The sequence below is a fragment of the Flavitalea flava genome (genome assembly GCF_054461575.1).
Genome location: NZ_JBTLQH010000025.1, coordinates 18,069 through 43,457, shown reverse-complemented (window position 1 = coordinate 43,457; position 25,389 = coordinate 18,069). Strand labels below are relative to the sequence as shown.

General features: G+C 47.1%; 19 protein-coding genes. 11 read left to right on the top strand and 8 right to left on the bottom strand.

Features of this window, described 5'->3' with window-relative positions; all coding sequences use genetic code 11:
* Positions 1-60: 60 nt before the first annotated feature.
* Together ACX0G9_RS20135 and ACX0G9_RS20130 are read left to right on the top strand one after the other, a co-directional pair.
* On the top strand, positions 61-1,578 hold the full coding sequence (locus tag ACX0G9_RS20135) for a TROVE domain-containing protein (RefSeq protein ID WP_459066755.1): 1,518 nt from the start codon (positions 61-63) through the stop codon (positions 1,576-1,578).
* Between the two features lie 630 nt (positions 1,579-2,208).
* Positions 2,209-3,708 carry an RtcB family protein gene (locus ACX0G9_RS20130; RefSeq protein WP_459066754.1) on the top strand — a complete coding sequence of 500 codons (1,500 nt, stop codon included), beginning with the start codon at positions 2,209-2,211 and terminating at the stop codon, positions 3,706-3,708.
* Here ACX0G9_RS20130 and ACX0G9_RS20125 read toward each other — a convergent pair.
* The 3 genes from ACX0G9_RS20125 to ACX0G9_RS20115 all read right to left on the bottom strand — a co-directional run bounded on the left by ACX0G9_RS20125 (position 3,689) and on the right by ACX0G9_RS20115 (position 8,492).
* Positions 3,689-4,315, bottom strand: coding sequence for a response regulator (locus ACX0G9_RS20125; protein WP_459066753.1), 627 nt, complete (start codon positions 4,313-4,315; stop codon positions 3,689-3,691). The two genes, ACX0G9_RS20130 and ACX0G9_RS20125, sit on opposite strands and share 20 nt — an antisense overlap.
* Before the next feature lie 90 nt (positions 4,316-4,405).
* Positions 4,406-7,522, bottom strand: a complete 3,117-nt coding sequence (locus ACX0G9_RS20120; RefSeq protein WP_459066752.1) for a ligand-binding sensor domain-containing protein — start codon at positions 7,520-7,522, stop codon at positions 4,406-4,408.
* Between the two features lie 79 nt (positions 7,523-7,601).
* A complete protein-coding gene (locus tag ACX0G9_RS20115) occupies positions 7,602-8,492 on the bottom strand; it encodes an alpha/beta fold hydrolase (protein ID WP_459066751.1) in 891 nt (296 codons plus the stop codon).
* 38 nt (positions 8,493-8,530) lie between these two features.
* On the opposite strand from ACX0G9_RS20115, the gene ACX0G9_RS20110 reads away from it, so the two are divergent.
* Positions 8,531-10,528: a transglutaminase domain-containing protein gene (locus ACX0G9_RS20110; protein ID WP_459066750.1), complete on the top strand. Its 1,998-nt coding sequence runs from the start codon at positions 8,531-8,533 to the stop codon at positions 10,526-10,528.
* A gap of 65 nt (positions 10,529-10,593) precedes the next feature.
* Complete coding sequence (locus tag ACX0G9_RS20105; protein WP_459066749.1) at positions 10,594-12,813, top strand: DUF3857 domain-containing protein; 2,220 nt, start codon at positions 10,594-10,596, stop codon at positions 12,811-12,813.
* Here ACX0G9_RS20105 and ACX0G9_RS20100 read toward each other — a convergent pair whose 3' ends face one another.
* The 3 genes from ACX0G9_RS20100 to ACX0G9_RS20090 all read right to left on the bottom strand — a co-directional run bounded on the left by ACX0G9_RS20100 (position 12,814) and on the right by ACX0G9_RS20090 (position 15,200).
* On the bottom strand, positions 12,814-14,106 hold the full coding sequence (locus tag ACX0G9_RS20100; RefSeq protein WP_459066748.1) for an RNA polymerase sigma factor: 1,293 nt from the start codon (positions 14,104-14,106) through the stop codon (positions 12,814-12,816). It lies immediately after the preceding gene.
* Positions 14,106-14,456 (bottom strand): YciI family protein, encoded by a 351-nt coding sequence (locus ACX0G9_RS20095; protein WP_459066747.1) that lies wholly within the window; start codon positions 14,454-14,456, stop codon positions 14,106-14,108. Before ACX0G9_RS20095 ends, ACX0G9_RS20100 begins: the two co-directional genes overlap by 1 nt.
* A gap of 144 nt (positions 14,457-14,600) precedes the next feature.
* Positions 14,601-15,200, bottom strand: a complete 600-nt coding sequence (locus ACX0G9_RS20090) for a peptidylprolyl isomerase (protein ID WP_459066746.1) — start codon at positions 15,198-15,200, stop codon at positions 14,601-14,603.
* A gap of 83 nt (positions 15,201-15,283) precedes the next feature.
* Between ACX0G9_RS20090 and ACX0G9_RS20085 the strand changes: the two genes are divergently transcribed.
* Entirely contained in the window at positions 15,284-15,946 is a 663-nt protein-coding gene (locus tag ACX0G9_RS20085; RefSeq protein ID WP_459066745.1) for a MarC family protein, read from the top strand.
* 24 nt (positions 15,947-15,970) lie between these two features.
* Positions 15,971-16,831, top strand: a complete 861-nt coding sequence (locus ACX0G9_RS20080) for an alpha/beta hydrolase (protein ID WP_459066744.1) — start codon at positions 15,971-15,973, stop codon at positions 16,829-16,831.
* Between the two features lie 51 nt (positions 16,832-16,882).
* Here ACX0G9_RS20080 and ACX0G9_RS20075 read toward each other — a convergent pair whose 3' ends face one another.
* Positions 16,883-17,512: a hypothetical protein gene (locus tag ACX0G9_RS20075; RefSeq protein WP_459066743.1), complete on the bottom strand. Its 630-nt coding sequence runs from the start codon at positions 17,510-17,512 to the stop codon at positions 16,883-16,885.
* Positions 17,513-17,621: 109 nt separating this feature from the next.
* Between ACX0G9_RS20075 and ACX0G9_RS20070 the strand changes: the two genes are divergently transcribed.
* The gene (locus ACX0G9_RS20070; protein WP_459066742.1) at positions 17,622-18,680 is read left to right on the top strand and encodes a fatty acid desaturase; all 1,059 of its coding nucleotides are present in this window, start codon (positions 17,622-17,624) and stop codon (positions 18,678-18,680) included.
* A gap of 53 nt (positions 18,681-18,733) precedes the next feature.
* Here the strand turns inward: ACX0G9_RS20070 and ACX0G9_RS20065 are convergent, their stop codons facing one another.
* On the bottom strand, positions 18,734-19,612 hold the full coding sequence (locus ACX0G9_RS20065; RefSeq protein WP_459066741.1) for a helix-turn-helix domain-containing protein: 879 nt from the start codon (positions 19,610-19,612) through the stop codon (positions 18,734-18,736).
* A 250-nt stretch (positions 19,613-19,862) separates the two neighbouring features.
* On the opposite strand from ACX0G9_RS20065, the gene ACX0G9_RS20060 reads away from it, so the two are divergent.
* From ACX0G9_RS20060 to ACX0G9_RS20045, 4 genes are read left to right on the top strand one after another with little or no spacing between them, the layout of a single operon-like run.
* Positions 19,863-21,014: a glycoside hydrolase family 26 protein gene (locus ACX0G9_RS20060; RefSeq protein ID WP_459066740.1), complete on the top strand. Its 1,152-nt coding sequence runs from the start codon at positions 19,863-19,865 to the stop codon at positions 21,012-21,014.
* Between the two features lie 22 nt (positions 21,015-21,036).
* A complete protein-coding gene (locus tag ACX0G9_RS20055) occupies positions 21,037-22,893 on the top strand; it encodes a sodium:solute symporter family protein (RefSeq protein WP_459066739.1) in 1,857 nt (618 codons plus the stop codon).
* 21 nt (positions 22,894-22,914) lie between these two features.
* Positions 22,915-24,138, top strand: a complete 1,224-nt coding sequence (locus ACX0G9_RS20050; protein ID WP_459066738.1) for a glycoside hydrolase family 130 protein — start codon at positions 22,915-22,917, stop codon at positions 24,136-24,138.
* Positions 24,139-24,167: 29 nt separating this feature from the next.
* On the top strand, positions 24,168-25,385 hold the full coding sequence (locus tag ACX0G9_RS20045) for an AGE family epimerase/isomerase (protein ID WP_459066737.1): 1,218 nt from the start codon (positions 24,168-24,170) through the stop codon (positions 25,383-25,385).
* The last annotated feature ends 4 nt before the right edge of the window (positions 25,386-25,389 follow it).

Here is a 25,389-nt window from a genome sequence, read left to right as displayed (position 1 = left end):
TAGATTGCACAGTCGCGTTCTAGGTTTGTATCAGCAAATGAAAAAGAAGGGAGTTACAGTATGAAATTTAATATAATGCGCAAAAAGGCCAGCCAAACTTTAAACTATGAAGGGGAGAAATCCTTTGTGTTGACTCCTCAAATGGAATTGTATTCCATAGTGGCAACCGCTGCCTTGAATGACCAGTTCTATGTTAAGGCAGAAGAAAAATTGCTTCGTATCCGCAAGTTGATTGCGGCAAACGACGCGGAGTTTGTATCCCGGCTGGCGATTTATGCCCGTGAAGAAATGAATTTGCGTAGTGTGCCTCTTGTCATGGCCGTTGAACTCGCCAAACAGCACAGCGGTAATGCAATAGTTGGCAAATTGACCGGCCGGGTGATTAAACGGGCCGATGAAATTATGGAATTGCTGGCTTTTTATGCATTGGCGAATGAGCGGTCAGGGGTCAAAAAGCTGAATAAATTGAGCAAACAAATCCAAAAAGGATTGGCTGAGGCATTCAATAAATTCGATGAATACCAGTTCGCCAAATACAACCGGGATGCTTCTGTGAAGCTGAAAGATGCCCTGTTCCTTGTTCACCCCAAAGCAAAGGACGAAGCACAGCAGGGTTTGTTCGATAAAATAGTAAAAGATGAATTGCAGACTCCTTATACCTGGGAAGTGGAATTGAGCGCATTGGGGCAGCAAAAATTCGGTAGCGGGATTTTGAAAAGCGCTGCCTTGCGGGAAAAATGGGAAGAACTGATAGTTAGCCAAAAATTGGGTTATATGGCCCTCCTGCGGAACTTGCGAAACATTTTAGAAGCGGAAGTGGGAAAAGATGCACTGGACAAAGTTTGTGCATACCTCACCAACCCTGGGGCCGTAGCAAAAAGTAAACAATTGCCTTTTCGTTTTCTTAGCGCCTGGCGGGAATTGAAAGACCTAAAAAACGGTTGTGTCGGAAAAGTGTTGGATGCCCTGGAAGAAGCGGTTTTGTTAAGCGCCGCCAATATTGCGGGATACGATGAAAATACGAGAGTGGTCATTGCTGCTGATGTAAGCGGAAGTATGCAGAAAGCGATCAGCGTCAAAAGCAAAGTGATGAACTATGATATTGGGCTGTTGCTGGCCATGCTCCTGCAGAACCGTTGTGAAAATGTGCTGACAGGTATGTTTGGTGATACGTGGAAATGGATAAATGTGCCTAAAAAGAACATATTGGCAAATGTGCAGGAGTTTCATCGTCGTGAAGGAGAGGTGGGATATAGCACGAATGGTTACCTGGTGATCAAAGACCTGTTGCAGTGGAATAAACCTGTCGATAAGGTTATGTTGTTCACGGATTGCCAATTGTGGAACAGCAATAATACGGGAGAGAGCCTTGCAGAACTTTGGAAACAATACAAACGAAAAGCTCCGGGTGCGAAGTTATATCTTTTCGACCTGGCCGGATACGGCAATACTCCGATAAGCGTAATGCGGGATGACGTGTACCTGATAGCCGGATGGAGCGACAAGATCTTCGATGTATTGCGGGCGGTTGACGAAGGAACAGATGCGATTGAGCGGATTAACAGGATAACATTGTAAAAGTATATTGTATGGAATAGTAAATGATTAGATGCAGACAAAGGAGGAAAACAAGTGGTTCCCGGTTTATCCCGGGAGCTGCTTTTCCATAAAACGTTATGATTTTTATTAGTGTCTTTTCGAATCATTACCCTGCATTTTATTATAAAGGGTTATTAATTTAGTAAGGATGTCGTAAAAATGAGATACTTCGTCCAAAGAAAGGGGATAGGGTCCGGGAGCAATCCCGGGAGAGGTGCAAATCCTCGGCCTGACGGCACCCCGCCTCTCATTTTGCCTGTTACTCCTTAATTTTTTGAAAAGTGCCGTAGATTAGAGATACTCCGTGGCAATCGTTAGTTCGAATCTAACCATCTGCGTCATTTCATCCGAAATACGTGGGTGAAAGCTCTTATCGATTTTTGCCTTTTCATTTAAATGATGCCGTAAGACAGCGTTACTTCGGTAGAGCGTCCTGCCAAAAGCAGGAAGGTCACAGGTTCAAATCCTGTCATTTCCGGGAACGGAAAAGTGGCTCAATAATAACAGTCGCTGTTTGCCTGTCGCTCATTTTATTATTTTAAACTACTCCTTAGCATAAAAGGAAGTGCTGCGGAAAAAGATTGATAGGAGTAACAAAAAAACAAAAATATGTCAACATTAAAATTATCAGGAAAAGATCTCCGGGCCATTGGTTACCCAGAAGGACCGGTGATCACCATAGCCATGAAGATCATGGAAAAGAATTATAAGTTTAATACAAAGGAGGAAGTCATGAACATACTGAGAGCGATATTGGCGGCTCCCGTTGAATACGAAAAAGATGCCATATTTGGGCTCATAGCGCAGCGATTAATCCCTGCGCCGGAACCTGCGCATAAACCTGCGCTACAGTCCTCGTCTGAACCTGCGCCGGGATCAGCGAACGATGCAGAAAATGCAGAGATAAAATTAAAGGATAAGGGAATCCCTTTTAATATATTTGGAAGGGACCATATTGAGCAAGGTGCGATGGACCAGATGGAAATCGCGTCCCGTCTGCCCATCGTTGTTGCCGGGGCGCTGATGCCCGATGCCCACAGCGGATATGGATTGCCCATCGGCGGAGTACTGGCGACAGAAAACGCGGTGATCCCCTATGGTGTTGGAGTGGATATAGGATGCCGCATGTGTTTGTCTGTCTTTGATATTTCCCCGGAGGACCTTGTCAAACGGGAATCTTTTTTTATCAGGGAATTGGGGGAGGCTACACTTTTCGGTTCGGGAAGATTCTTCGATAAGATCACGCCGCATGAAGTGTTGGAAAGAAAAGAATTTAAAGAGATCGGGCTGTTGCGGGACCTGCAGGGGAAGGCAGCCCGGCAATTAGGCTCATCCGGTTCCGGAAACCATTTTGTAGAATTTGGTGTGGTAGAGATCGGGGAAAAGGACCCGGTATTAGGTTTGGATGCCGGGAAATACCTGGGGCTGTTGTCGCATTCCGGCTCAAGAGGATTAGGCGCTACTATCGCCGGTTATTATACCCGGTTGGCCAAAGAAAAAAGACCTTTGCCAAAGGAAGCCGTCAACCTCGCCTGGTTGAACCTGGATGAACAGGAAGGGATGGAGTATTGGCTGGCGATGAATCTGGCAGGGGATTATTCCTCGGCCTGCCACCAGGTGATCCATGAAAAGATCGCCCTGCAATTGGGAAGACAGCCGGTAACCCGGGTGGAAAACCATCATAACTTCGCCTGGAAAGAAATCGTCGATGGCCATGAAGTCATTGTTCACCGGAAAGGGGCGACTCCGGCTGGAAAAGATGTATTGGGAGTTATCCCGGGTTCGATGACAGCTCCGGGATATATTGTCAAAGGTAAGGGTGAATCAGGATCGGTTTACTCCGCTTCACATGGGGCCGGAAGAAAGATGAGCCGGACAGCCGCCCTTCAATCCATCACCCAACAGGCTCTGCAGGAAATGCTGGACAAACATGGTGTGAAACTATTGGGTGGCGGGTTGGATGAAGCGCCCTTTGCCTATAAGGATATCGATGCCGTCATGGGATCGCAGGGGCATCTGGTGAAAACGCTGGGCAAATTCATTCCAAAAATTGTGAAGATGGATGGAACGAAACCTGGACGATCCGCAGCTAGACGATCCGCTCGCTGAGGGCTTTGACGATGGCCTCTTTTCCGCAGTTGACATGGAGTTTCTGATAGATATTCTTGAGATGGGAGCGGACGGTGTCGAAAGCCAGGATCATTTCCGAGGCAATTGCCTTAATGCTGTATCCTTTGCTTAGCCACTGAAGGACTTCTATTTCACGATGGGAAAGGTCATATTTGTTGGCAACGGTTTTTGACTGAAAGGTATTCAGCACCTTGCGGGCGATCACCGGAGACATGGGAGCGCCGCCTTCCTGTACTTCCTGGATGGCGTCGAATAAGCGGGCCATGGGTGTTTTTTTAAGGAGGTAGCCGTTTGCGCCGGCGCAAAGGCATTGAAACAACTTGTCATCGTCTTCGAATACGGTATACATGATGACGGCTGTTTCAGGCCTTGCTTCCTTTATATGCCTTACTCCCTGGATCCCGCTTTCGCCGGGCATGTCGATATCCATCAATACCACATCGGGTTTATATACCCGGGCGATATTGGCAGCATCCGTACACTGACTGTAATCTCCCGCAACCTCATACTCGTTCATACGTAGCAGGTAGACCAGGGATTCCCTGAGACGGTCGTTGTCTTCAAAAATGACAATTTTTACAGGCATTACGTAAAGCTAAATACAATTAGTAAAATTACCTATCCTTCATTTGAGTGATTATGCAGCCAGAACAGGGATGAAAGTTGGCTCTTATCACTACCGTATGGAAAAGCCGGTAAGGATACGGGTACCTCCGCCGGGAACAGAGTCGATCTGAACGGTCCCCTTCCATTTTTCCATCCGCAGGCGCATATTTTTAATGCCATTCCGGTGGGTAAGCATAGAAGGATCGAACCCTTTGCCGTTATCTTTTATTTCCATAATAAGCCGGTTTCCTTCCAGCATGATCCTGATCAGCACCTGACTGGCACCGGCATGTTTATAAATATTATTGATGGCTTCCTTAAAAACGAGGAAAAAATCCCGGCGGTGCTCCATATTCAATTTTCGTTGTTCGAATTGTCCATCCAATTGCAATTCATAATTAATATTTGCTGCATCGAATATTTCGGCGGCATATCTGCGCATCCGGGCTACCGTTTGTTCGAGGGTGTCGTGGTTCGTATTGATACTCCAGACGATATCATCCAGCGCCTGGCTGGAACTTTCTACTTCCCGGGAAATACGGTGAAGAAATATCCCGGCTTCCTCGGGTCTGGACAGATTTTTCCTGCTTAGCTCAGATAGCAGGCCGATATTGGTCAGCGTGGATCCGATGTCATCGTGAAGATCGGTGGCAATCCGCTCCCGTATGGTTTGAAGACGGATCAGCTGACGGATCCGATAACGGTAAAATGCGTAAAGCAGCCAGCAAAAGGCAAGTATACAACAGCTGATGAACCACCATGTTCGCCAGAAAGGCGGCTCGATAATTATAGAGAGAGAGGTGATGGGTTCCAGGTTATCGGAGAATTGCCGGAGGGCCTTTACCTGGAAAGTATAATGGCCGGGAGGCAGGGTCGTATAACTGGCAAAATTCCGGGTACCGGCATCTATCCATCCGGTATCGTGCCCTTGCAACCGGTATAGATAGGTGAACCGGTTTGCTAAGACGAAGTCCAGGGCTGCCAGGTTGAACGACAGGGAATTCTGGAGGTAGGATAAATGCACTGTTTTTTTATACGTGATCAGGGTGTCCAAAATAGCGGGTGAATTATTGATCGTCATTCCGGTGATCGCGACCCGGGCAGGCTGGTCAGTAAGTTGCAGGCTATCCGGATAAAAAGCGGTAAGACCGCTCGTGCCGCCAAAATAGAATTGACCGTCGGCGGCCCGGTGAAAGGCGCCGGTATTGAACTCATTTCCCTGTATTCCGTCTTCCCTGGTGAACAGGCTGAAATGGCCGGGATTGATCCGGCCGGGGTCATTGGGAACGGAGAGCCTGCAGATCCCTTTATTGGTGCTCATCCAGAGCGCCCCCAGTCTATCGGGAAGGATACTATAAATGGTATTGTTGGGCAAACCTTGTTTCTCCGTGATCCACAAAAAATTTTCTTCAGCGAGATTGCAGGCCAGCAATCCTTGCCCCAATGTCCCCACCCATAACAAGGGATATTGATAATACGTGCATTTTAGTGTAACCCCTTCAAGCTGGTTTACACTTCCCTTGAATAGTTTGCCGGGAAAATAAAACCGGCGGGTGCGGGTATTCAGGAACTGAAAACCATTTTTCTCGAAACCTATGCAAATAAGGCTGTCATTGATCCGGGTGAGGGACCGGATATTTTTTTCAGCAGGATTTTCTCCTGACTTTCCCAGCCCTTCCCTTTCGGATGACTGCCAGATTAATCCCCTGTTTTTATCCAGTAAACACAAACCACTGTTGCGGGTACCCGCCCAAACCAGGGAACCTGAATCGGCCAGCAGACACCATATCGTATGATCCGGTAACCCATCCGGTTCTTTACCTCCGGGGTAAAAATGTCTTATAATTTTTTGACTGGCGTTGTCTATTATCAGTAATCCATTACCCTGGGTTCCTACCCAGATTTTCTGGTCCCGATCGGTCATCAGGGACACCACCCTTTCGTAATTGGTCAGCCCTTTTTTGAACGGGGGCAGCTGAAATGCTCTGAAAACGGAGTGTTCCTTATTGGTATACACGAGGCCGCTATTGGAAGTGCCAATCCAGATCCCCTTGTTCCTGTCAGTAGTTATGGCCCGGACTTGTTCAATAGGTATGTTATCGGGCACATTATTTCTCGACCATAAGCTGAAATTGTTCAGTCTCTTGTCGTAATGACTGATCCCTCCTCCGTCCGTACCAATCCATATACCTCCATTGGGATCTTCTTTGATACAAAGAATATCATCATAAGAAAGAGAGAAGGGATCCTTTTTATCAGCGTTTATATGGCGAACGGATCCTGCCTTTGTATTGATCAGGAACAAACCGCTTCCATAAGTGCCCATCCAAATGTTATGAGAATGGTCGGCCAGCAGGGTCTGCGTTACCAGGGAAAGCGGCAGTTTAAGTGAATCGGCGGACTGTCTGAAATTATCATCGGTTTGGCGTTTCACGAACAACCCTTTTCCATAGGTACCCACCCAAAGACTACCCTCCTGATCCTGGCAGATGGAACTACAGGAAACAGGTTGCTCCTCCTTTTCGGAATGAGAATCTTTATCGGTATGTAAAAGAAACTGTTTGAACCGGAATGTCAGGGGATCGCAGACCATCAGGCCATTATCCGTCAGTATCCAGCATTGGTTATCCTTGTCTTCAAAAATGGCATGTATGGAATTTGACCCGATCTGAAAGGGTGAAGAAGACTGTGTGTTAAAATGTTTGATTTTGCCGGAAAGTGGATGGTACAAAAATATACCCTCCGATTCGGTGCCGATCCACCAATTATGCTTCCTGTCCTCATAAAAACAACTTACGGCCGGTAAGGCTATTCGTTCGGCCCCTAATGTATCGACAGATATAAAGACCTTACGGTACCGGTCTAGTCTTTCAAGCCTGCCTTCGCTGGTGATGATCCATATTTCTCCGGAGGAATGACATACTACCTTTCCAAGACGGCTTCCGGCAGGAGTGGTGATATCGTTAAAATTTTTACGGAAAATGAGGAACTCTTTTCCATCAAAACGGTTTAGACCGTCCTGTGTCGCAAACCAGGCAAACCCGGTACTGTCAAAAGCGATGTCTACTACACTGCTTTGGGACAACCCATCGTTTATCCCAACATTCCGGAAAGAAAGAGATGGATGCTGCGCCATGGAATGAAGGGACAGAAAAAAAAGAAAGATGACAAGGGTGCGTACAGGCATGGTGCGGCTGACAATTTATGGTTAAATTATCCCTTTTTTGACTATTGCCGGACTAATTTTGAATAGGGCCAGATGAAATCTATCTTTTATTTACCTTGTCCAACATGTCGAGAATGGCTTTTGTAATCCTGGCTTTTTCATTAAAGGCAATCAGATGTCCACGGCCTGGTATCATTTGGATAGTCAGGGAAGGGGCATTGATCAAATGGGATCTGGCAAATCCTGCGTTGGCGGTGGATACCAGGCTGTCTTCCTCGCCCTGCATATACATGACCGGAACATGGATATTGGGCCACAGGGGTAACATTTTGGTCAATTCTTCCCGGTGTTGTACTTTCTCCCGGTTGGCAGATTTGAGCATAGGCGGAACAACCCAGTGGATAATTGGATTTTCAACCAGGTAGGTGAACCAAAAGATTCTTTCCAACCCGGGTCCTATCGGGGGGGCGACCAATACCAGCCCATCGACGAGTTCCGGATAGTCCATGGCCAGCCGGCAGGCGATCGGGGCGCCATAAGAAACGCCCACTATAACGATGGGGTGAGGTGTTTTGTGCAGACTATCCAGGATCAGTTTGATGATTGCTGCCTGGGCAGCCATATCCGGCAGGGGTTCACCCAGCCCTGAATATCCGTAACCGGGTCTGTCAACGGCATACAGGGTTGCTTTTTGCAGCAAATTGCTGTCGCTCAGATAACCATTCCAGTAACTGAGGGAGCTGGGAGCCCCGTGAATGAATAAAATAGTGGCTTTTGCCTGGTCTCCGGCCTGAAGATACCGGATCGTACGGTCCTTGGCAGTATAGTAATTTATACCGGGTTCGACCTTATGTTCATGGAACCAGGTCCGGAGGCTTTTGTCATCCGTTCTGAAGGTGACGATTCGTCCGAGAACGAACACCAGCACGACCAGAAGCAGAAGGGTCCAGAAAAAGAATTTTAGAAAGGTCCGGGTTATTTTTGCGATCATTCCTTAGTTATTCATTCGAGCCTTAAAAATAAGAAAAAATGGATGGAAGACTGCATACTATTGTTTTAGCGGTATCGTTAGAAAACAGGTCTTTTTACCTAAATGCCCTGACGACTATGAAAAAAGCATTTTTACCCCTTTTACTATTTACCGTCCTTTCCGCAGGGGGTGTCCTCTGTTCCCTTCCGGCCAATGCGGGCCGGCTCCCGGTTACCCCTCCGTTTTCGGGAGAAGACAGTAATATCATTATTAGTAATAAGACGGAGCGATATTCTTTTGAGGAAGGGCAAAAAGACCATCCAGTGATCATTCGCCAGGAAAATAAAACCACTTATTTTTGCCGGGAGCTGCGATCCTCCATTCCATGGGTGGAATCCTATGACGGTCAATCGACAATAGATGGGGTAAAAATTTATGTGAATGGTTCCAGGGATAAGACGATCCCTGTAAAGGATGAGAATTATTCCTCAGGAGATATTTTTTTCTCGGATCAGCGGATTTATTATTTCACACTCCCTTTCCTTAAAAAGGGAACTTCCGATGAAGTGGAAATGCAAAAGACAACCCTGGATCCCCGGTATTTCACTTCCGTCTATTTTCCGGAAGAGCAGGTGGTCAAACAAAAAACGGTGGAAATAACCGTTCCCAAATGGATGCACCTGGAGATCCGGGAAATGAATTTCAAAGGATACCATATTCAAAAGTCCAAACAATACGATTCCCGCAAGGAGGCGGATGTTTATATGTATACCATATCCGACCTGCCCGCTTTTAAAAAAGAGTCAGGCAGCCCCGGACCATCCTATGTTTACCCACACCTGTTTATCCTGAGTAAATATGCAGAACTTAAGGGGGGAAAGCAGCAATATTTCAACGAACTAAAAGATCAGTATGCCTGGTACAGGAGCCTGACCCTCCAGATTGGCAATGATCCTGTCGTCCTCAAGGCAAAAGCCCTGGAAATTACCAAGGGGCTTACCAACGATCTTGATAAAGCGAAAGCGATCTACCAGTGGGTGCAGGAGAATATACGATATATCGCTTTCGAGGATGGGATGGCGGGTTTTCGTCCGGAGAAGGCCCAGGTCGTACTGAGTAAAAAATACGGGGATTGTAAGGGGATGGCCAACCTGACTAAGAACCTGCTCACCGGTCTCGGGTTGGATGCCCGTTTATGCTGGATTGGCACGGACCATATTGCCTATGATTACTCAACCCCTTCCCTGGCTGTGGATAACCATATGATCTGCGCTCTGAATTACCAGGGCAAATTCTATTTTCTGGATGCTACCGAATCCTATATTGGTTTCGGCCAATATGCACAACGGATCCAGGGCCGGCAGGTTTTGATCGAGAACGGAGATAACTATTTATTGCAGCGGGTACCTTCACCCGGCTATGAGCAAAATGAGATCCGGCATCAATACGATCTGCATATCGAAGGAACCAATCTGGCAGGTAAAGTACGTCATTTGTGGAAAGGAGAAAGTAAGGAAGATGTGCTGTTCCATGCCAATGCGATCCATAAAAATAAATTGCAGGAATCTCTACGTCTTTTTCTTTCCAGGAACAATGCAGATTACAATATGACTGACATAAAGGACGAGGGCCTGGAGAACCGGAATGCCGATCTTTCCTTCCGGTACAATCTTGTTTTTAATAATGCCGCTACGTCTTTTGATAAGGATATTTATATCGACCTGGATTTCCGGAAGGAGTTTTCATGGGATGATTTTGACACTGCCACCCGCAAACATGATTTCCTTTTCGATTGCAAGGCGGATTGGATCACCGAGGCTAATCTAACCCTTCCGGCAGGTTATAAGGTACAGGATATTCCTGTTGCCTTGGATATCCAACGGGCAGGGTATAGTTTCTCGCTCTCGTATAAGCTGGAAGGGAATGTATTGAAATATCGCAAGACGATTATCCTGAAAGAGGTTCATCTGCCCAGAACAGCCTTTGCCCAATGGAATTCCGATATTGACCGGTTAAAAAAGGCTTACCTGCAGCAGATCACTTTAACGAAAACCTGATCGGCCCGACCTGTTAAACCGATTATATAAATAACCCCTTTAACCTCATTCTCCAAATACGATATATGCGTTTCTATACCAAACATCTTTCGGCTCTCCGCAAAATACTGCCTGCTGTAACCGCCGTTCTGATCCACTCTTCTTTATGTGCCCAGATGGACCCGGCAAAATACAAAGAGCGGGCGGCCGTGGTAAGACAGGAGATCTGGGCATGGAATATTCCTGCCTTTGCCAACCGTAAGATCCCTGCCGAATACGCGAATGAGTCCAGTGTGATCCTGGCCAGGAGAGCCGAGATCGATGCGGATACCAAAAAGAAGATATTTTCCAGTCGCAGCTTTTATTATAACAGCACCGTACGGGAATTGGTGAAGATCAATGACAAAGCTTCTCTGGAGGAATATTCCCAGATCAGTTACCGGCAGTTCAAGAAACTGAACAGTTGGATCAATGGCAGTATGACTTCCTTTGTTGGAGCGCGGATCATTAAACCGGATGGCACGATGAAAGAAGTCAATATAGACGAATCGGTATTGACCGGGACCGGCATAAAGGATCAGCAAAGAAAACTGGCCATCAGCGATCTGCAGGTAGGTGATATCCTGGATCTTTTTATACGGGTGGAAGAATTTTCCCAGACGATCAAGGAGCCGGAAAGAATGAACTTTGTATTTGGAGACGATCATCCCATCCTGGATTATTCGATCCATTGCGATATCGGAGATAAATATGCGGTAGAGTATCGCTCCATCAATAAGGCTCCGGAAGCCAAACAAAGTTTTACGGAAGATAAGGACCTTATATTGGATCTTGCTATGAAGAATATTCCTGCTGTACCGACCGATCTGTGGATGTCCCAATTTCGTCAGTTGCCAATTTTCCGGCTCAATGTCCTTACCGGTGGAACCTCAGGAAGGGCAAAGGGTGAAGTGGTAAAGGATGTTCCCCTGGAAGATGTGATCGGGAAAATATATACGGGAACAAGTTACCCGGATCCTTATGCGGTGGCGGCCTACAAAAAAAAGGTAGCCGTGATCCTCCATAACTTTAAACAATTTAACAAATTGCCGGATGACAGCCTGGCTTATCTTATTTTCTACGCTTATCGGTTTGCCCGTTATTATAACCTGACCAGCAGCGATCTGGAAGTGGGAGAAGACCGGAACAGTATGGATATAAACAACTATGATTACCTGATCTATCTGCAAAAAGTCCTCGATGCACATAAAATCCGGTCCCAATTCGTGGTTATGCCCTCCAAATATGGTCCCGGGATCAACCAGATAATGGGAGTGGGTGATCTTTCGGTCATGCTGCGGGTCGATCTGGAAAAACCAGGCACACCGTATAAGTCTCTCTATTTTAGTAACGTAGATATGTTCACCTATCCTGGTTATGTACCTGGTTACCTGGAAGGGCAACCCTGTCCGGATGTCCGTCCCAAGACTTACAAACATGATGCGGCGGTTGACCTCCTTGCAAAAACTCCCCTTAGCAATGCTGCGGATAACATTCACCAGGAAGATCTTCAGATTTCCATGGAAGGAGCGGATCTGCAATTGCTCCGGGTCAAACGGCATACGGTATTGACGGGGAAAATGAAATCTGACGAGCAGATACGGCTCCTGAATTTTGAAGATTGTTATGAGATGGAGCGCAATTCCCTCCTGGTGGAAAAGTCGATCATGGATGACCTGAAAAAAGTCAGGAGAAGCAAAAATGTTTCTGAAGATTATGCCACTGCTTTAGATAAAGCCAGAGCTTCGCTGAAAGATCGTTTCAAGGCGGAGATCTCTTCCGAGTTCGAACAGGATCCCAAGGAATTGTTCTCCTGGAAAGTGGAAAATCCCGGGTTGCGGCATAATGCACCCGACCTGGTTTATTCAACGGAGTTCACGGTGGATGCGCTGGTTCAGCGTGCCGGTAATAACCTGCTGTTGAATATCGGCAAAGTGGTCAATTCGCCTATAAAACTCAGGCCTTCACAGCGGACCCGGAAAGTGGATATATATATGGCTTATGCGAGGACCCTCGATTGTTCGGTATCCTTTATCATTCCTGCCGGCTATACCGTCCAGGGCGCAGACAAACTAGGAAAGATCCTGGAAAATGATTGCGGCAGCGTAACGACATCGGCTCAGATCCAGGGGAACAAACTGATCGTACATTTCAAGCGGGTATACAAACATGGGATAGAGCCTGCCGATAAATGGCCCCAACTGCTGGCCATTCTTGATGCTTCCACGGATTTTGCCGGGCAGAAGGTTTTGCTGAAGAAGGGATAATCAACCGTCGGTTATTTTGCCGCCGGACATTTTGTCTATTTTATCCTGTAATAATTTTTTTTCTGCCAGGGAGGTCGTAAGGGTATAGGCATTTTCAAGATGCCTCCGGGCTTCGGAGGGATTGCCGGCCTTGCCATAAAAATCTCCCAGAACAGCACTATAGATATAATGGTGTTTCAGCAAGTCTCCGATCCCCGGAATATCGAGTATGGTATCGATGGCGGATGGCAGATCTTTTAATCTTGCCAGAAGGATGGCGCGGTTTAACTGTACTATGGGTATTGGTTTTAGTTCCAGCAGGCAATCGTAAAGACGCAACAGGGATGGCCAGTTGGTAGAGGCAAAATCCGGAGCGAGGCAATGTTCTGCCGCAATAGCCGATTCGATATGGTATACCGAAAGCTGTTCCCCCTGCGCAGAATGATTGAGATAATAATAACCCATTCGGATCAATTCCCGGTCCCATTTGCGACGGTCCTGGTGCTCCAGTAATATGATCGAATTATCCTCTCCCATTCTGCTGTCAAAACGGGATGCCTGGAAACACATGAGGGATAAAAGAGCGAAGGTGGACGGTGTCTTTCCCATTTGGTGCTCCGACAGCAGCTTGCAAAGACGCATGGCTTCCGCGCAAAGGTCATAACGGATCAGCTCATCCGACTTGACGGAATTATACCCCTCATTGAATAAAAGATAAAGTACCGTATAAACCGTATCCAGGCGATGCGCCAGATCGTGTCCGCTGGGGATCTCAAAGGCGATCGAATGGGTCTTGATATATTCCTTAGCGCGGTAGATCCTTTTTTGAATGGCGGTTTCATTGGAGACCAGCGCTTTGGCGATCTCCTGTATCCCAAAGCCGGAGAGGGTCTTCAGCGTCAGGGCCACCTGGTCTTCCTGTTTAAGCGAAGGATGGCAGCAGGTGAAGATCATGCGCAACTGGCTGTCTGCGATCTCCGTATCCAGGAAAAACTGACGGACCGTTTGTTCCGTATCGGATTGAAGCAAAACCGATAATTCCTGAGATATAACGGCCAGTTTCTGCTGCCGGCGGATTAGGTCGATGGTTTTGTTCCTGGCCACCTTCATGAGCCATGCAGAAGGATTATCGGGCAGTTGATTAAATTTCCATACCTGCAGCGCTTTTAAAAAAGTTTCCTGGACCGTATCTTCCACCCACTCCAGATTATGGATCCCGAAAATGCGGGTCAACACGGCGACCATCTTTCCCGACTCATGACGGAAAAGATGATCGACCAATTGTTGAGCGGGTTCTTCGTATGGAGAATGCATCAGGGCATAGGCATTTGCATGACTTCCCGTACTTCTACGGATCCCTGTACGCCAAAATCGGGGAAACCAAAGGCCAGTTCTGTCGCATCTTCCAGGGAATCTGCCTTGATGATAATATATCCGCCTACCAGTTCCTTGCCTTCCGCGAAGGGGCCGTCGGTTACGACTGGTTTTTTTCCTTGTACCGTTTTTCCTGTACTGATCAGGGGTTCTCCTCCGACATAGAGGTCTTTCTCACGCAGCTCGTTGATCCACCCAAACCATTTCTGCATAGATTGCTGGGATTGTTCGGGCGTGAACTTCAGATCTTCCGGAGAGGGGCCGCGAAAAAGGAACATAAAATTTTTCATACTGCTACATTTAAAAGGTGAAAAATGAGGAAAATTTATTTTCCCGGGTATGACGAACGAAGGACAATGATCCGGACAAAAATTGAAAAAAATAGTTAATAGCCTGAACTACTCACTAAGTCATTTGGCTAAATACCTGATTGTTTAAAGCCGGACGATATCAAAAATGGCAATGGGCGGATCGAAGGACTGATTGTTTTCGGGGCTGGAATAAATAGACCGGACGATATTCAACCCTTTTACCACTTTTCCAAAGGCGGCATAACCCTGTCCATCCGGATTATTTTCTCCTCCGAAATCAAATCCGGGTTGCTCCCCGACGCAGATAAAAAATTCCGAACCTGCCGTTCCCGGGGCGGTACGGGCCAGGGAGATCACACCGTCCTTATGCAATATATGGGTCCGTTGGGTAGTCTCATGGGATATGCCGGGCAGGGAAACCGCTTTTTGATAACGGGTTTTCCAGATCCCACCCTGTATCAATTCCGATTTTGGCGCATTGGAGGACTGATTGTCGTCATTCAGCACACGGTAAAAAGAACTGTTCTTATAGAAGCCGGAATCTATATAGGATAAGAAGGCCGCCACCGTTTTTGGCGCCTGACCGGCGTACAATTCAAGCTCTATATCTCCTGCCTGGGTCCGGATTTCGATATGGGGGTTTCCCTTCCGGCCGGAAGAGCAGGCGGATAAAAAGGCAAACAACATTACGACGGGTAACAACCTTAAAAAGCGCTTTTGCATAGGCCTTTTTTTGAGCAACACAAATTAGCTAATTATACCCGAATCTGTTAACTTACGCGGTAATCACCAGGATATATTGATTTATGCATATAGATCATCCTTTTTTGAATTTGGTTTTTGTCGGCTTTTTATCTCTCTTTCCTGCCGTTAATCCTATCGGCGCAGCCTTCATCGTGGATCCTTTACTTGCTGGACTTAATATGTCTGAACGAAAGGCTGCCGCCAAAAAAATTACCTTTTATTGTTTTTTGATCTGCCTGGGGTCGCTCCTGATCGGAAGCTGGGTCTTAAAATTGTTTGGGATTTCGATCCCTGTCGTCCAGATGGCAGGTGGTATCGTGATCTGCAGGATGGGCTGGCAGTTGTTAACTTCGGACAACACTATGAAAGGAGAAAAAGAGACTGCCCAACCTGTGCGTAAACCAGGAGATATGGAGAACATATTATTCTATCCCTTATCCTTTCCCATGACGACCGGGGCCGGAACGATCTCCGTACTGCTGACCCTTAGCGCTCATGGAGAAGACAAGGATTTTTCCGTACACCTGACCAACCTCGGAGCGCTGTTAGTAGCTGTTGTCCTGATAGTCGGCCTTATCTATTTCTGTTTGGCCAATACTCCCAGACTAATCAGGAGGTTAGGGCCGCGGGGAGAGCAGATCGTGAACCGGCTGAGTGCCTTCCTGGTTTTTTGCATCGGTATGCAGATCACTTCTTCCGGAATTCTGGCCTGGTGGAAGGGTTGAATGCCCCCATTTAAAATCTTCTTTATGCGTTTGCAGCCTGTTTTCTTCGGGATCCTGATAACTATCATCTCCTTGTCTGCCCTGGCCCAGGAAAAGCCAATACAGATCCCTCTTTGGCCCAATGGAGCGCCTGGGTTTGAAAACCGGAGAGATGAACCGGAAGAGGCAAAAGATTATTGGGTAAAGAATATTCATAATCCATCGGTCACTGTTTATCTTCCGCCGAAAGAAAAGGCAACGGGAGCAGCGGTAATCATATGTCCCGGTGGAGGGCACCGGCTCCTGGTGTATAATTCGGAAGGAAGGGATGCGGCCTTATTCCTGAACAGTATAGGTATTACTGCATTTGTATTGAAGTACCGGCTTTTCCGGGAGGAACATTCTCCGTATACCTTGGAAAAGGAAGTAAGACAGGATGCTTACCGGGCTATGCGCCTGGTCAGGAGCAGGGCGATGGAATGGAAGGTAGATACCGGCAGGGTCGGCATAATGGGCTTTTCTGCCGGAGGAGAAGTGGCGGCGATGGTTGCTTATACACCCGGTAACGGAGATCCGGCTGCCCCGGATCCTGTGGACCGCCTGAACGGGAAGCCGGATTTTCAAATCCTGGTCTATCCCGGACCGCTGGGCGTTCCGGCCATCGTTCCCCCTTATGCGCCACCGGCTTTTCTTGTCGCGGCAAATGATGATGAATGCTGTTCCGCGCCTATCGTCCAATTACTGGAAAAATACAGGGCCGCCAAGGTGCCAGTGGAAGCACATATTTTTTCCAAGGGCAACCATGCATTTAATATGGGCTATCGTTCCAACCTGCAATCTATTAAAGGATGGCCTCAGCGGTTGACTGACTGGCTAACGGATAATAGTATACTCGTTAAACCCTGATCAGGTATTACGGACGGTCCTGGCCTTATTCTTTCCTGCAAGCCGGCGGTATTATTTCTTTTTTGAAGCGGTTCTTTTTCCGTTGGCAGCCGAAGAGGTTTGTTTACCGGCTGATGCTTTCTTAGCGGCGGCTTCTTGTGCCTGTATCTGGGCCAGTTCCTCCTCCTGGGAAAGCAGCGCTGTTTCGGGAATGGGAAGATCGCCGAAGATATCGGGTAACATATAGATGACGTTGGCAATCTTATTATAATACACATCAAAAAGCCGCCAGGTCTCCCCTTCGTCTTTTGATTGGCCAATGAAATAGGTGATCAGGTGATATTTTTTGTCATCCCGGTGGATATAACGGGATTCCCGGATAACACATTGCCACTGATCGTTAAGGGTCATCAAATTCATCATTTTTAATACGGGGAGGTCTTCATCTGTCGTACTGACCAATCGTTTTTTACCGTTGACGATGTGCTCGATAAGACCTTCCTTTCCGCCATAATATTTAATGACGCTGGCAGGGGCCAGATCGGCATAGGTATTCCAGTTCTGGTAACCATCTGCCTTAATAAGACTGTCTGCAAAAAATAATGCTTTTTCGGTGATTCTGGCCGTGTCAGGCTGAGCGGAGGCTGCCCATTGAGTCAAAATAATGACCAATCCGGGCAAAACGGGTTTGAGGATATTCATGGGTATGGACTTTGCGGACAAGATAATACAAAAAGGGAACCGGTGCAAGCCCCAAATATGCCGTATATTTAGTATCTTGACCCGCTTAAAAAACTCCATAAAGAGACCTATGTTACGGAAAACTGATTTTGTACATTCTGGCAAACAAGAACCACATCGGATACGTACCCGGCAGATCCTCCAACAGCATCCGGAAGTGCGTAAGCTGATCGGCAAGAATAAATATACATTTTTTGCCATCCTTGGCCTGGTGGGGTTTCAAATTGTACTGGCCTGGCTGGTAAGTGCGCAATCCTGGTGGGTGATCATAGCTGCAGCGTATTTGCTGGGAGCTTTCGCCGATCATGCCCTTTTCGTCATGATCCATGAATGTGCGCACCACCTCTTATTTAAGAGCCGGGCGGCCAATCGTCTTTCCGGAATATTAGCCAATCTGCCCCAGCTTTTCCCCAGCTCGGTATCCTTCGAGCGTTATCATATCAAACATCATTCTTTCCAGGGTGTCCACGAGCTGGATGCAGATCTGCCCAACCGCTGGGAGGCGAAACTGATCAATAACTATTTTATCGGAAAAGTGATCTGGTTATTGTTCTATCCAGTATTCCAGGTATTCCGGATTTCCCGTCTCCGGGAGATCAAACCTTTTGACAAATGGGTTGCCTTGAATTTTGGTCTGCAGATTCTTTTTATTGCAGGTATCTGGATAGCCTTCGGTCCTAAGGCGATTGCCTATCTCCTGCTTAGTTTTTTCTTTTCCGTGGGTTTACATCCCCTGGGTGCAAGATGGATACAGGAGCATTACCTTACCCATGATGAAGAACAGGAAACCTTTAGTTATTACGGCGTATTGAATAATGTAGCCTTCAATGTCGGCTACCATAACGAGCATCATGATTTCCCTTCCATTCCCTGGAACAAACTTCCCCGGATCAAACAAACGGCTCCCGGTTATTATGACAGCCTGGTGTCGCACCGGTCATGGACTAAGTTATTTTTCCGTTTTTTATTCGATCGTGAAATTTCCCTTTACTCCCGCATCGTGCGCAAGGAAAGGGGTAAGGTAGCCCTCACGGACGAATCCAAGCCCGACCTGGATATGACGTCAGCGGGAGGTGGAGGTGCGAACGGCACTGTCAGCACCAATGCAGGAAGCGTTCTTCAGCATTGATCATTCTGTAAAATATTAGCTGGAAATAAGCGTCCGCGAAAAAGAATCTTTCATCAAATAAATACGCGTGTCCCCGAAGTAAAGTTCTCCCGGAACTCCTTAGGGGTGCACGCTTTTTTCTTTTTAAAGATCCTGTTGAAGTTGGAGATATTGTTAAAGCCGCAATTATAGGATATTTCGGCAACGGAATGCGTAGTATCGATCAGCATCCGGGAAGCATGACCCAGTCTTATTTCATTCAGGCTGTCGATGAACGTATTGCCTGTCCTTTTTTTAATGAACCGGCTGAAGGACACTTCGGTCATGCTCACCAGTTTGGCAACCTCTCCCAGGGTGATTGACTTGTCATAATTGTGATTCATATATTCAAAGGCTTTCTCGATACGCCGGCTGTTGTAGGTGAAATGTTCATTGGTAAAAGAGACATCCGACAGGGTCCGCATATTCCTGGAGATGGACAGATCGTGCAGGATCGAAAATAATTCCAGGACGGAATCGAAGCCATTTTTCTGATTGAGCGATAAGATCCGGGGAGCCAGTGCAGTCGCTGTTTCCGCAGAGAACAGGATTCCTTTCTGCGATCTTTCTACCATATTGCGGATAAAATTCAACTGATTTCGCCGGAGTAATTTGTCATCGAAAAGATCTTTGTGCCATTGGATGGTTACCTCCCTGATCTCTTCGCTCCTGCATTGATGCGTGAACCAGGCATGATAAAGATTGGGACCCACCAGGACCAGCTCCAGATCGTCAATGGATTCGATATGATCGCCTACGATCCGTCTCGCTCCTTTGGCATTGATGATCAGATTTAATTCGAGCTCTTCATGGTAATGCAGCGGGAAGCTGAATTCCTTTTTTACACGGGAAAAAATGGTAAAACAATCGCTTTGCGTCAGGGGAGTAATTTCACGAACAATATTCGTACTCATATGGCAGTAGTTTAATCGCAAAATAAATATACGAAGACCTGCCCAAATTCATGCAAAACGGGATAAAAAAGTATTATTATCCTGTAGATAGAAGATTTTAACATAAGTCGTTGATTGTTAAAAATTTACCAGGTATTCCAGGGCTTATCCTCATAAGATTGGTAGGATAAGATCAACTTTAGGATAAAAATTCATTAGTTAGCTGATAATTGTTGCCGTTATATTTGTCTTTAAATTAATTGCCTGCTGTATGAGAAGGAACCTGATCGCCAGACCACTTCGGTTGTTGATCTTCTCCGTATTCCTGATAGGTCTGTCATCTGGAATAACATCCGGGCAGGATCTTCCGGTTGACCGGAATGCCAGCCCTGAAACGGTGAATCTTTATCATAATCTTAAGAAGCTTACAAATAAAGGTTTCCTGTTCGGGCACCAGGATGATCTTGCCTATGGGGTGAACTGGAAATATATTCCCGGGCGCAGCGATATCAGGGATGTTACCGGAGAGTATCCAGGTCTTTATGGATGGGAACTGGGCCGGATCGAGCTGGACCATTTGGTAAATATCGATAGTGTCCCCTTTGATAAAATGAAACAATTTATCCGGGATGGATATGAACGGGGGAGCGTGATTACGATCAGTTGGCATTTGAATAATCCGCTTACAGGAGGAACGGCCTGGCAGCCGGCTCCCGGTACCGTTGCGGCTATTCTTCCCGGCGGTGAAAAAAATGCACTCTATACAAGCTGGTTGGATAAGGTCGCGGCTTTTCTCCTGGACCTGAAAGGCAGACAAGGGGAGCCGATCCCTGTCATTCTCCGGTTGTTCCATGAGATTAACGGGAATTGGTTCTGGTGGGGTGGAAAGAACAGTTCTGCAGAGGAAATGAAAACCCTCTGGCAGTTTACCGTGCGTTATCTGCGGGATGAGAAAAAGATCCATAGTATTTTGTATGCCTATAATACAGACCGGTTCACATCGGAGTCAGCCTATTTTGATAAGTATCCCGGCGATGAGTGGGTGGATATTACCGGATTCGATATCTATCAGGGAAATAAGACCGGCAATACCGCCTTCATAAAGGAGTTTGACCATACGCTTTCCCAGTTGGAAAAAATTGCAGCGGACCGTAAAAAGATTCCCGCGCTGACGGAGTTCGGCTATAATAGTCTTCCGGACAACACCTGGTGGACGAATGTTTTTGGAAAGACCCTGGGGGATCATAGGCTCGCTTATGTTATGGCCTGGCGGAATGCCGGTCCGAAAAGCGACGGCAGTGCTGAATTTTATGTTCCTTATAAAGGGCAGGGCTCGGCGGAAGATTTCAGGAAATTGACAAAGGGAAAAAATTGTTTGTTGGAACAGGACACCCGGAAGCTTATGCTTTACCGGAAAAATTGAACAGAGTTCGTATTTTACCATAATGAAATTACAACTACCGGATCTGCTGATTCTTGCCGCTTATCTCATTGCCATGGTGATGGTTGGCTGGACCTTACGGAAAAAAGCCAGGCTTAATAAAGAGAGTTATCTCTTAGGGGGAAAATCTTTGCCCTGGTATATGCTTGGTTTAAGCGACGCCGGGGATATGTTCGACATTTCCGGTACTATGTGGATGGTAAGCCTCTGTTTTGTTTATGGAATGAAGAGTATCTGGATACCCTGGTTATGGCCGGTATTCAACCAGGTATTCATGATGATGTATCTATCCCGGTGGGTACGGCGATCCAATGCTACTACCGGTGCCGAATGGCTGACCGGTCGTTTTGGTAAGACGGGAACAGGGGTGCGGTCTTCGCATAATATAGTCGTTGCCTTTGCGCTGTTAAGCTGTCTGGGATTCATGGCCTATGGTTTTGTAGGCCTGGGAAAATTCATGGAAATTTTTATACCCTGGGATAATATACAACCCTATCTGCCTTTTCATATTCCGGCTGCCTATGTCCCGCATTTTTACGGGATCGTCTTTACCTTGATCGCCATGTTCTATTCTGTTTTAGGCGGTATGCACAGCATCGTGCTGGGGGATGTGATCAAATATGCGATCATGACCGTTGCCTGTATCAGCATCGGGATCATTGCGATGCTGCGGCTGCATCAAAGCGGTTCTCAGGCACTTCATGTGCCGCAGGGCTGGTTCAATCCTTTCTTCGGATGGAAGCTGGGCCTGGACTGGCATTCGATCCTGCCCGATGCGGAAAAAAAGATAAAAGATGATGGGTTTTCCCTGTTCGGCATTTTTTTTATGATGATGTTGTTCAAGGGATTATTTGCCAGCCTGGCTGGACCCGCTCCCAATTACGATATGCAGAAAGTGCTGAGTACCCGGTCGCCGGAAGAGGCCAGTAAAATGAGCGGTTTTGTCTCGATCATCCTGCTGCCGATCAGGTACTCGATGGTCATCGGGCTGACGGTACTGGCCCTGCTCTATTATAACCGGATCGGAGGAGATCTGCAGACAAAGGGAGGAACCGACTTCGAAAAAATATTACCTGCCACCATCAATAATTTTTTGCCTGTCGGTTTGCTGGGTCTGGTCCTGACAGGCTTACTGGGCGCATTTATGGGAACTTTTTCGGGAACCTTGAATGCAGCACAGGCTTATATCGTAAACGATATCTATCTCAAATATGTGAACCCTGATGCTTCCACGCGCAAGATTATTTCCATGAACTACCTGGCTGGCCTGGTGGTGGTCATTACAGGGATCGTATTGGGGCTGTTCGTAACAGATGTAAATACTGTCTTGCAATGGATCGTTTCTGGTCTGTACGGCGGTTATATCGCCTCCAATATGTTGAAATGGCATTGGTGGCGGTTTAATGCAAGCGGTTATTTCTGGGGAATGCTGGCCGGGATCATTCCTGCCATTGCCCTGGCGGTATTAAAATCATTTGGTATTTTGCAGGGCCTCGACCTGTATTACTGGCCCATATTATTCCTTTTGTCCCTGGCAGGCTCAGTAATAGGCTCCTATGCGGCTCCTCCCACCGATGAGGCAACCCTGAAGTCCTTTTATAAGATAGTACGTCCCTGGGGTTTCTGGAAACCTGTGCATCAACTGGTTCTGCGGGAAGACCCGTCCTTCGAAGCCAATAAGAATTTCAAGAGGAATATGTTCAATGTGGCGCTCGGTATCATCGGTCAGTTATGCCTTACCATCCTGCCGATGTATATCGTATTGTGGTTAAAACTTCCCCTGTTGATAACAGGGATCATACTGTTACTAATTATCCTGATCCTTAAAAGAACATGGTGGGATCGGCTCAATGAATATTGATTTATACAATAAAAATCGACGATGATGAGTGCATTTAGAAAAAGACTGGAGAAACTTTTTGAACGGTATGCGGAATTGATCAAAAGACCTAACGAGATCAGCGGTATCGGCAATGGAGTCATAGATCGTTATAAAAACCCCATATTGACGGCCGCGCATATCCCTTTATTCTGGCGTTACGACCTGAATGAAAAAACTAATCCTTTCCTGATGGAACGATTTGGGATCAACGGAGTTTTTAATGCAGGCGCTATTAAATGGGAAAATAAATATCTGGTAATGGCCCGGGTGGAGGGAGTTGACAGGAAATCCTTTTTTGCCATTGCGGAAAGCCCCAATGGGGTAGATAATTTCCGGTTCCGTGATTCGCCGGTGCATATCCCCGGAACCGGAGAGCCTGAAACCAATATATATGATATCCGTCTGACTCATCACGAGGACGGTTGGATCTATGGATTGTTTTGTACGGAAAAGAAAGATCCTGATGCGCCGGCCTCCGATCAATCTTCGGCTATTGCACAATGTGGGGTTGCCCGCACGAGGGACCTGGAAACCTGGGAAAGACTGGCCGATCTCCGGACTCCCTCTCCCCAGCAACGCAACGTCGTCCTGCACCCGGAATATGTGAACGGAAAATATGCCTTCTATACAAGGCCTCAGGACGGGTTCATCAATGCAGGAAGCGGCGGAGGTATAGGAATGGGGCTTTCTGCTTCTATCGAAAATGCGGTGATCGACGAAGAGGTCATAATCGATCCTAGGGTTTATCACACCATCAATGAAGCAAAGAACGGGCTGGGCCCCGCTCCGCTAAAAACGGCCCATGGCTGGCTGCACCTGGCGCATGGAGTAAGAAATACGGCAGCAGGTCTTCGTTATACGCTTTATCTGTTCATGACCGATCTCCAGGATCTGACCCGGGTTATCTACAGGCCTGGGGGCTATTTTATTGCTCCGGAAGGAGAGGAGCGGGTTGGCGATGTCTCGAACGTCGTTTTTTCCAATGGATGGATCGCGGATGAGGACGGAAAAGTTTATATTTATTACGCCTCTTCGGACACCCGTATGCATGTGGCGGTCTCCACCATAGACAAATTGTTGGATTACACGATGCATTCTCCGGTGGATGGTCTGCATTCCGCAGCTTCCTTGGTTACTCTGCAGCAGATCATTGACCGGAACAAACCGCATATACACCCCCTTAGTCCACTAAAGGAGGAATTATCGATGAAAAATGCCGAATAGCTTGTATGCTTGCATAAAATTCAGGTGGAATGGATCGGAAACTGGCGGATTACAAACAGGAGTTGGAGAAAGAGCTTCAATCCATTCTGCGGTATTGGATGGACCATACCATCGATGACCGGCAGGGAGGATTTTACGGAAGAATAGATGGCGGAGACCGGGTGCATCCGGAGGCTCCCAAAGGTGTCGTCTTAAATGCCCGGATCCTTTGGGCTTTCAGTGCGGCCTATCTGCAAACGAAAGAAATCGCTTATCTGCCAATTGCGCAAAGAGCTTACCGGTACCTGACGGATCATTTTGTCGATCCTGTTTACGGCGGGGTTTATTGGAGCGTGGATCATACAGGTAATGCCCTGAATGACCGCAAACAGATCTACGGGCTCTCCTTCTGTATTTATGGCTTTAGCGAATATTACCGGGCTACGCTGGAGCAATCTGCCCTGGATCAGGCTATTGCCTTATTCCGGTCAATCGAGCGGATCAGTTACGACCCGGAAAAAGGAGGCTATTTTGAAGCTTTTACACGGGACTGGCAGGTTATGGAAGATATGCGCCTTAGCCCAAAGGATGCGAATGAAAAAAAGACGATGAATACCCATCTGCATGTGGTGGAGGCGTATGCCAATCTTTACAGGGTATGGCCGGATCCGCGGTTGCAGACCCGGATAGGGGATTTGCTGGAAGTCTTTGACAGATATATGGTCGATAGGATAACGGGTCATCTGGTCCTGTTCTTCGATGAGAACTGGAAAGTATCCTCCCGGATCGTTTCTTACGGACACGATATCGAGGCTGCCTGGTTATTGCTGGAGGCAGCTGAGATCTCCGGAATAAAAAGCCGGGTGGAGAGGATGAGGCAGCTTGCGATAAAAATAGCGGTTGCTGCTGTGGAAGGTCTGGATCAGGATAGCGGCGATGGCGGTCTTTGGTATGAGCGGGAGCATGGTCGCCTGGTTCGTGAAAAACATTCCTGGCCCCAGGCGGAAGCCATGGTCGGTTTTTTTAATGCCTTCCAGGTGAGCGGGGACGAAAAATGGCTGGAGCGATCCCTGGCAAGCTGGGCCTTCGTTAAAAAATATATCAAAGATCCTGCGGGGGGAGAATGGTTCTGGGGAATAAGGGAGGATCATTCACCGATGACCGGCCAGGACAAGGCAGGTTTCTGGAAATGTCCCTATCATAATAGCCGGGCCTGCCTGGAAATAATAAAAAGGATTAACTTAGACACCTCAAATAAATTAAGTTAACTAA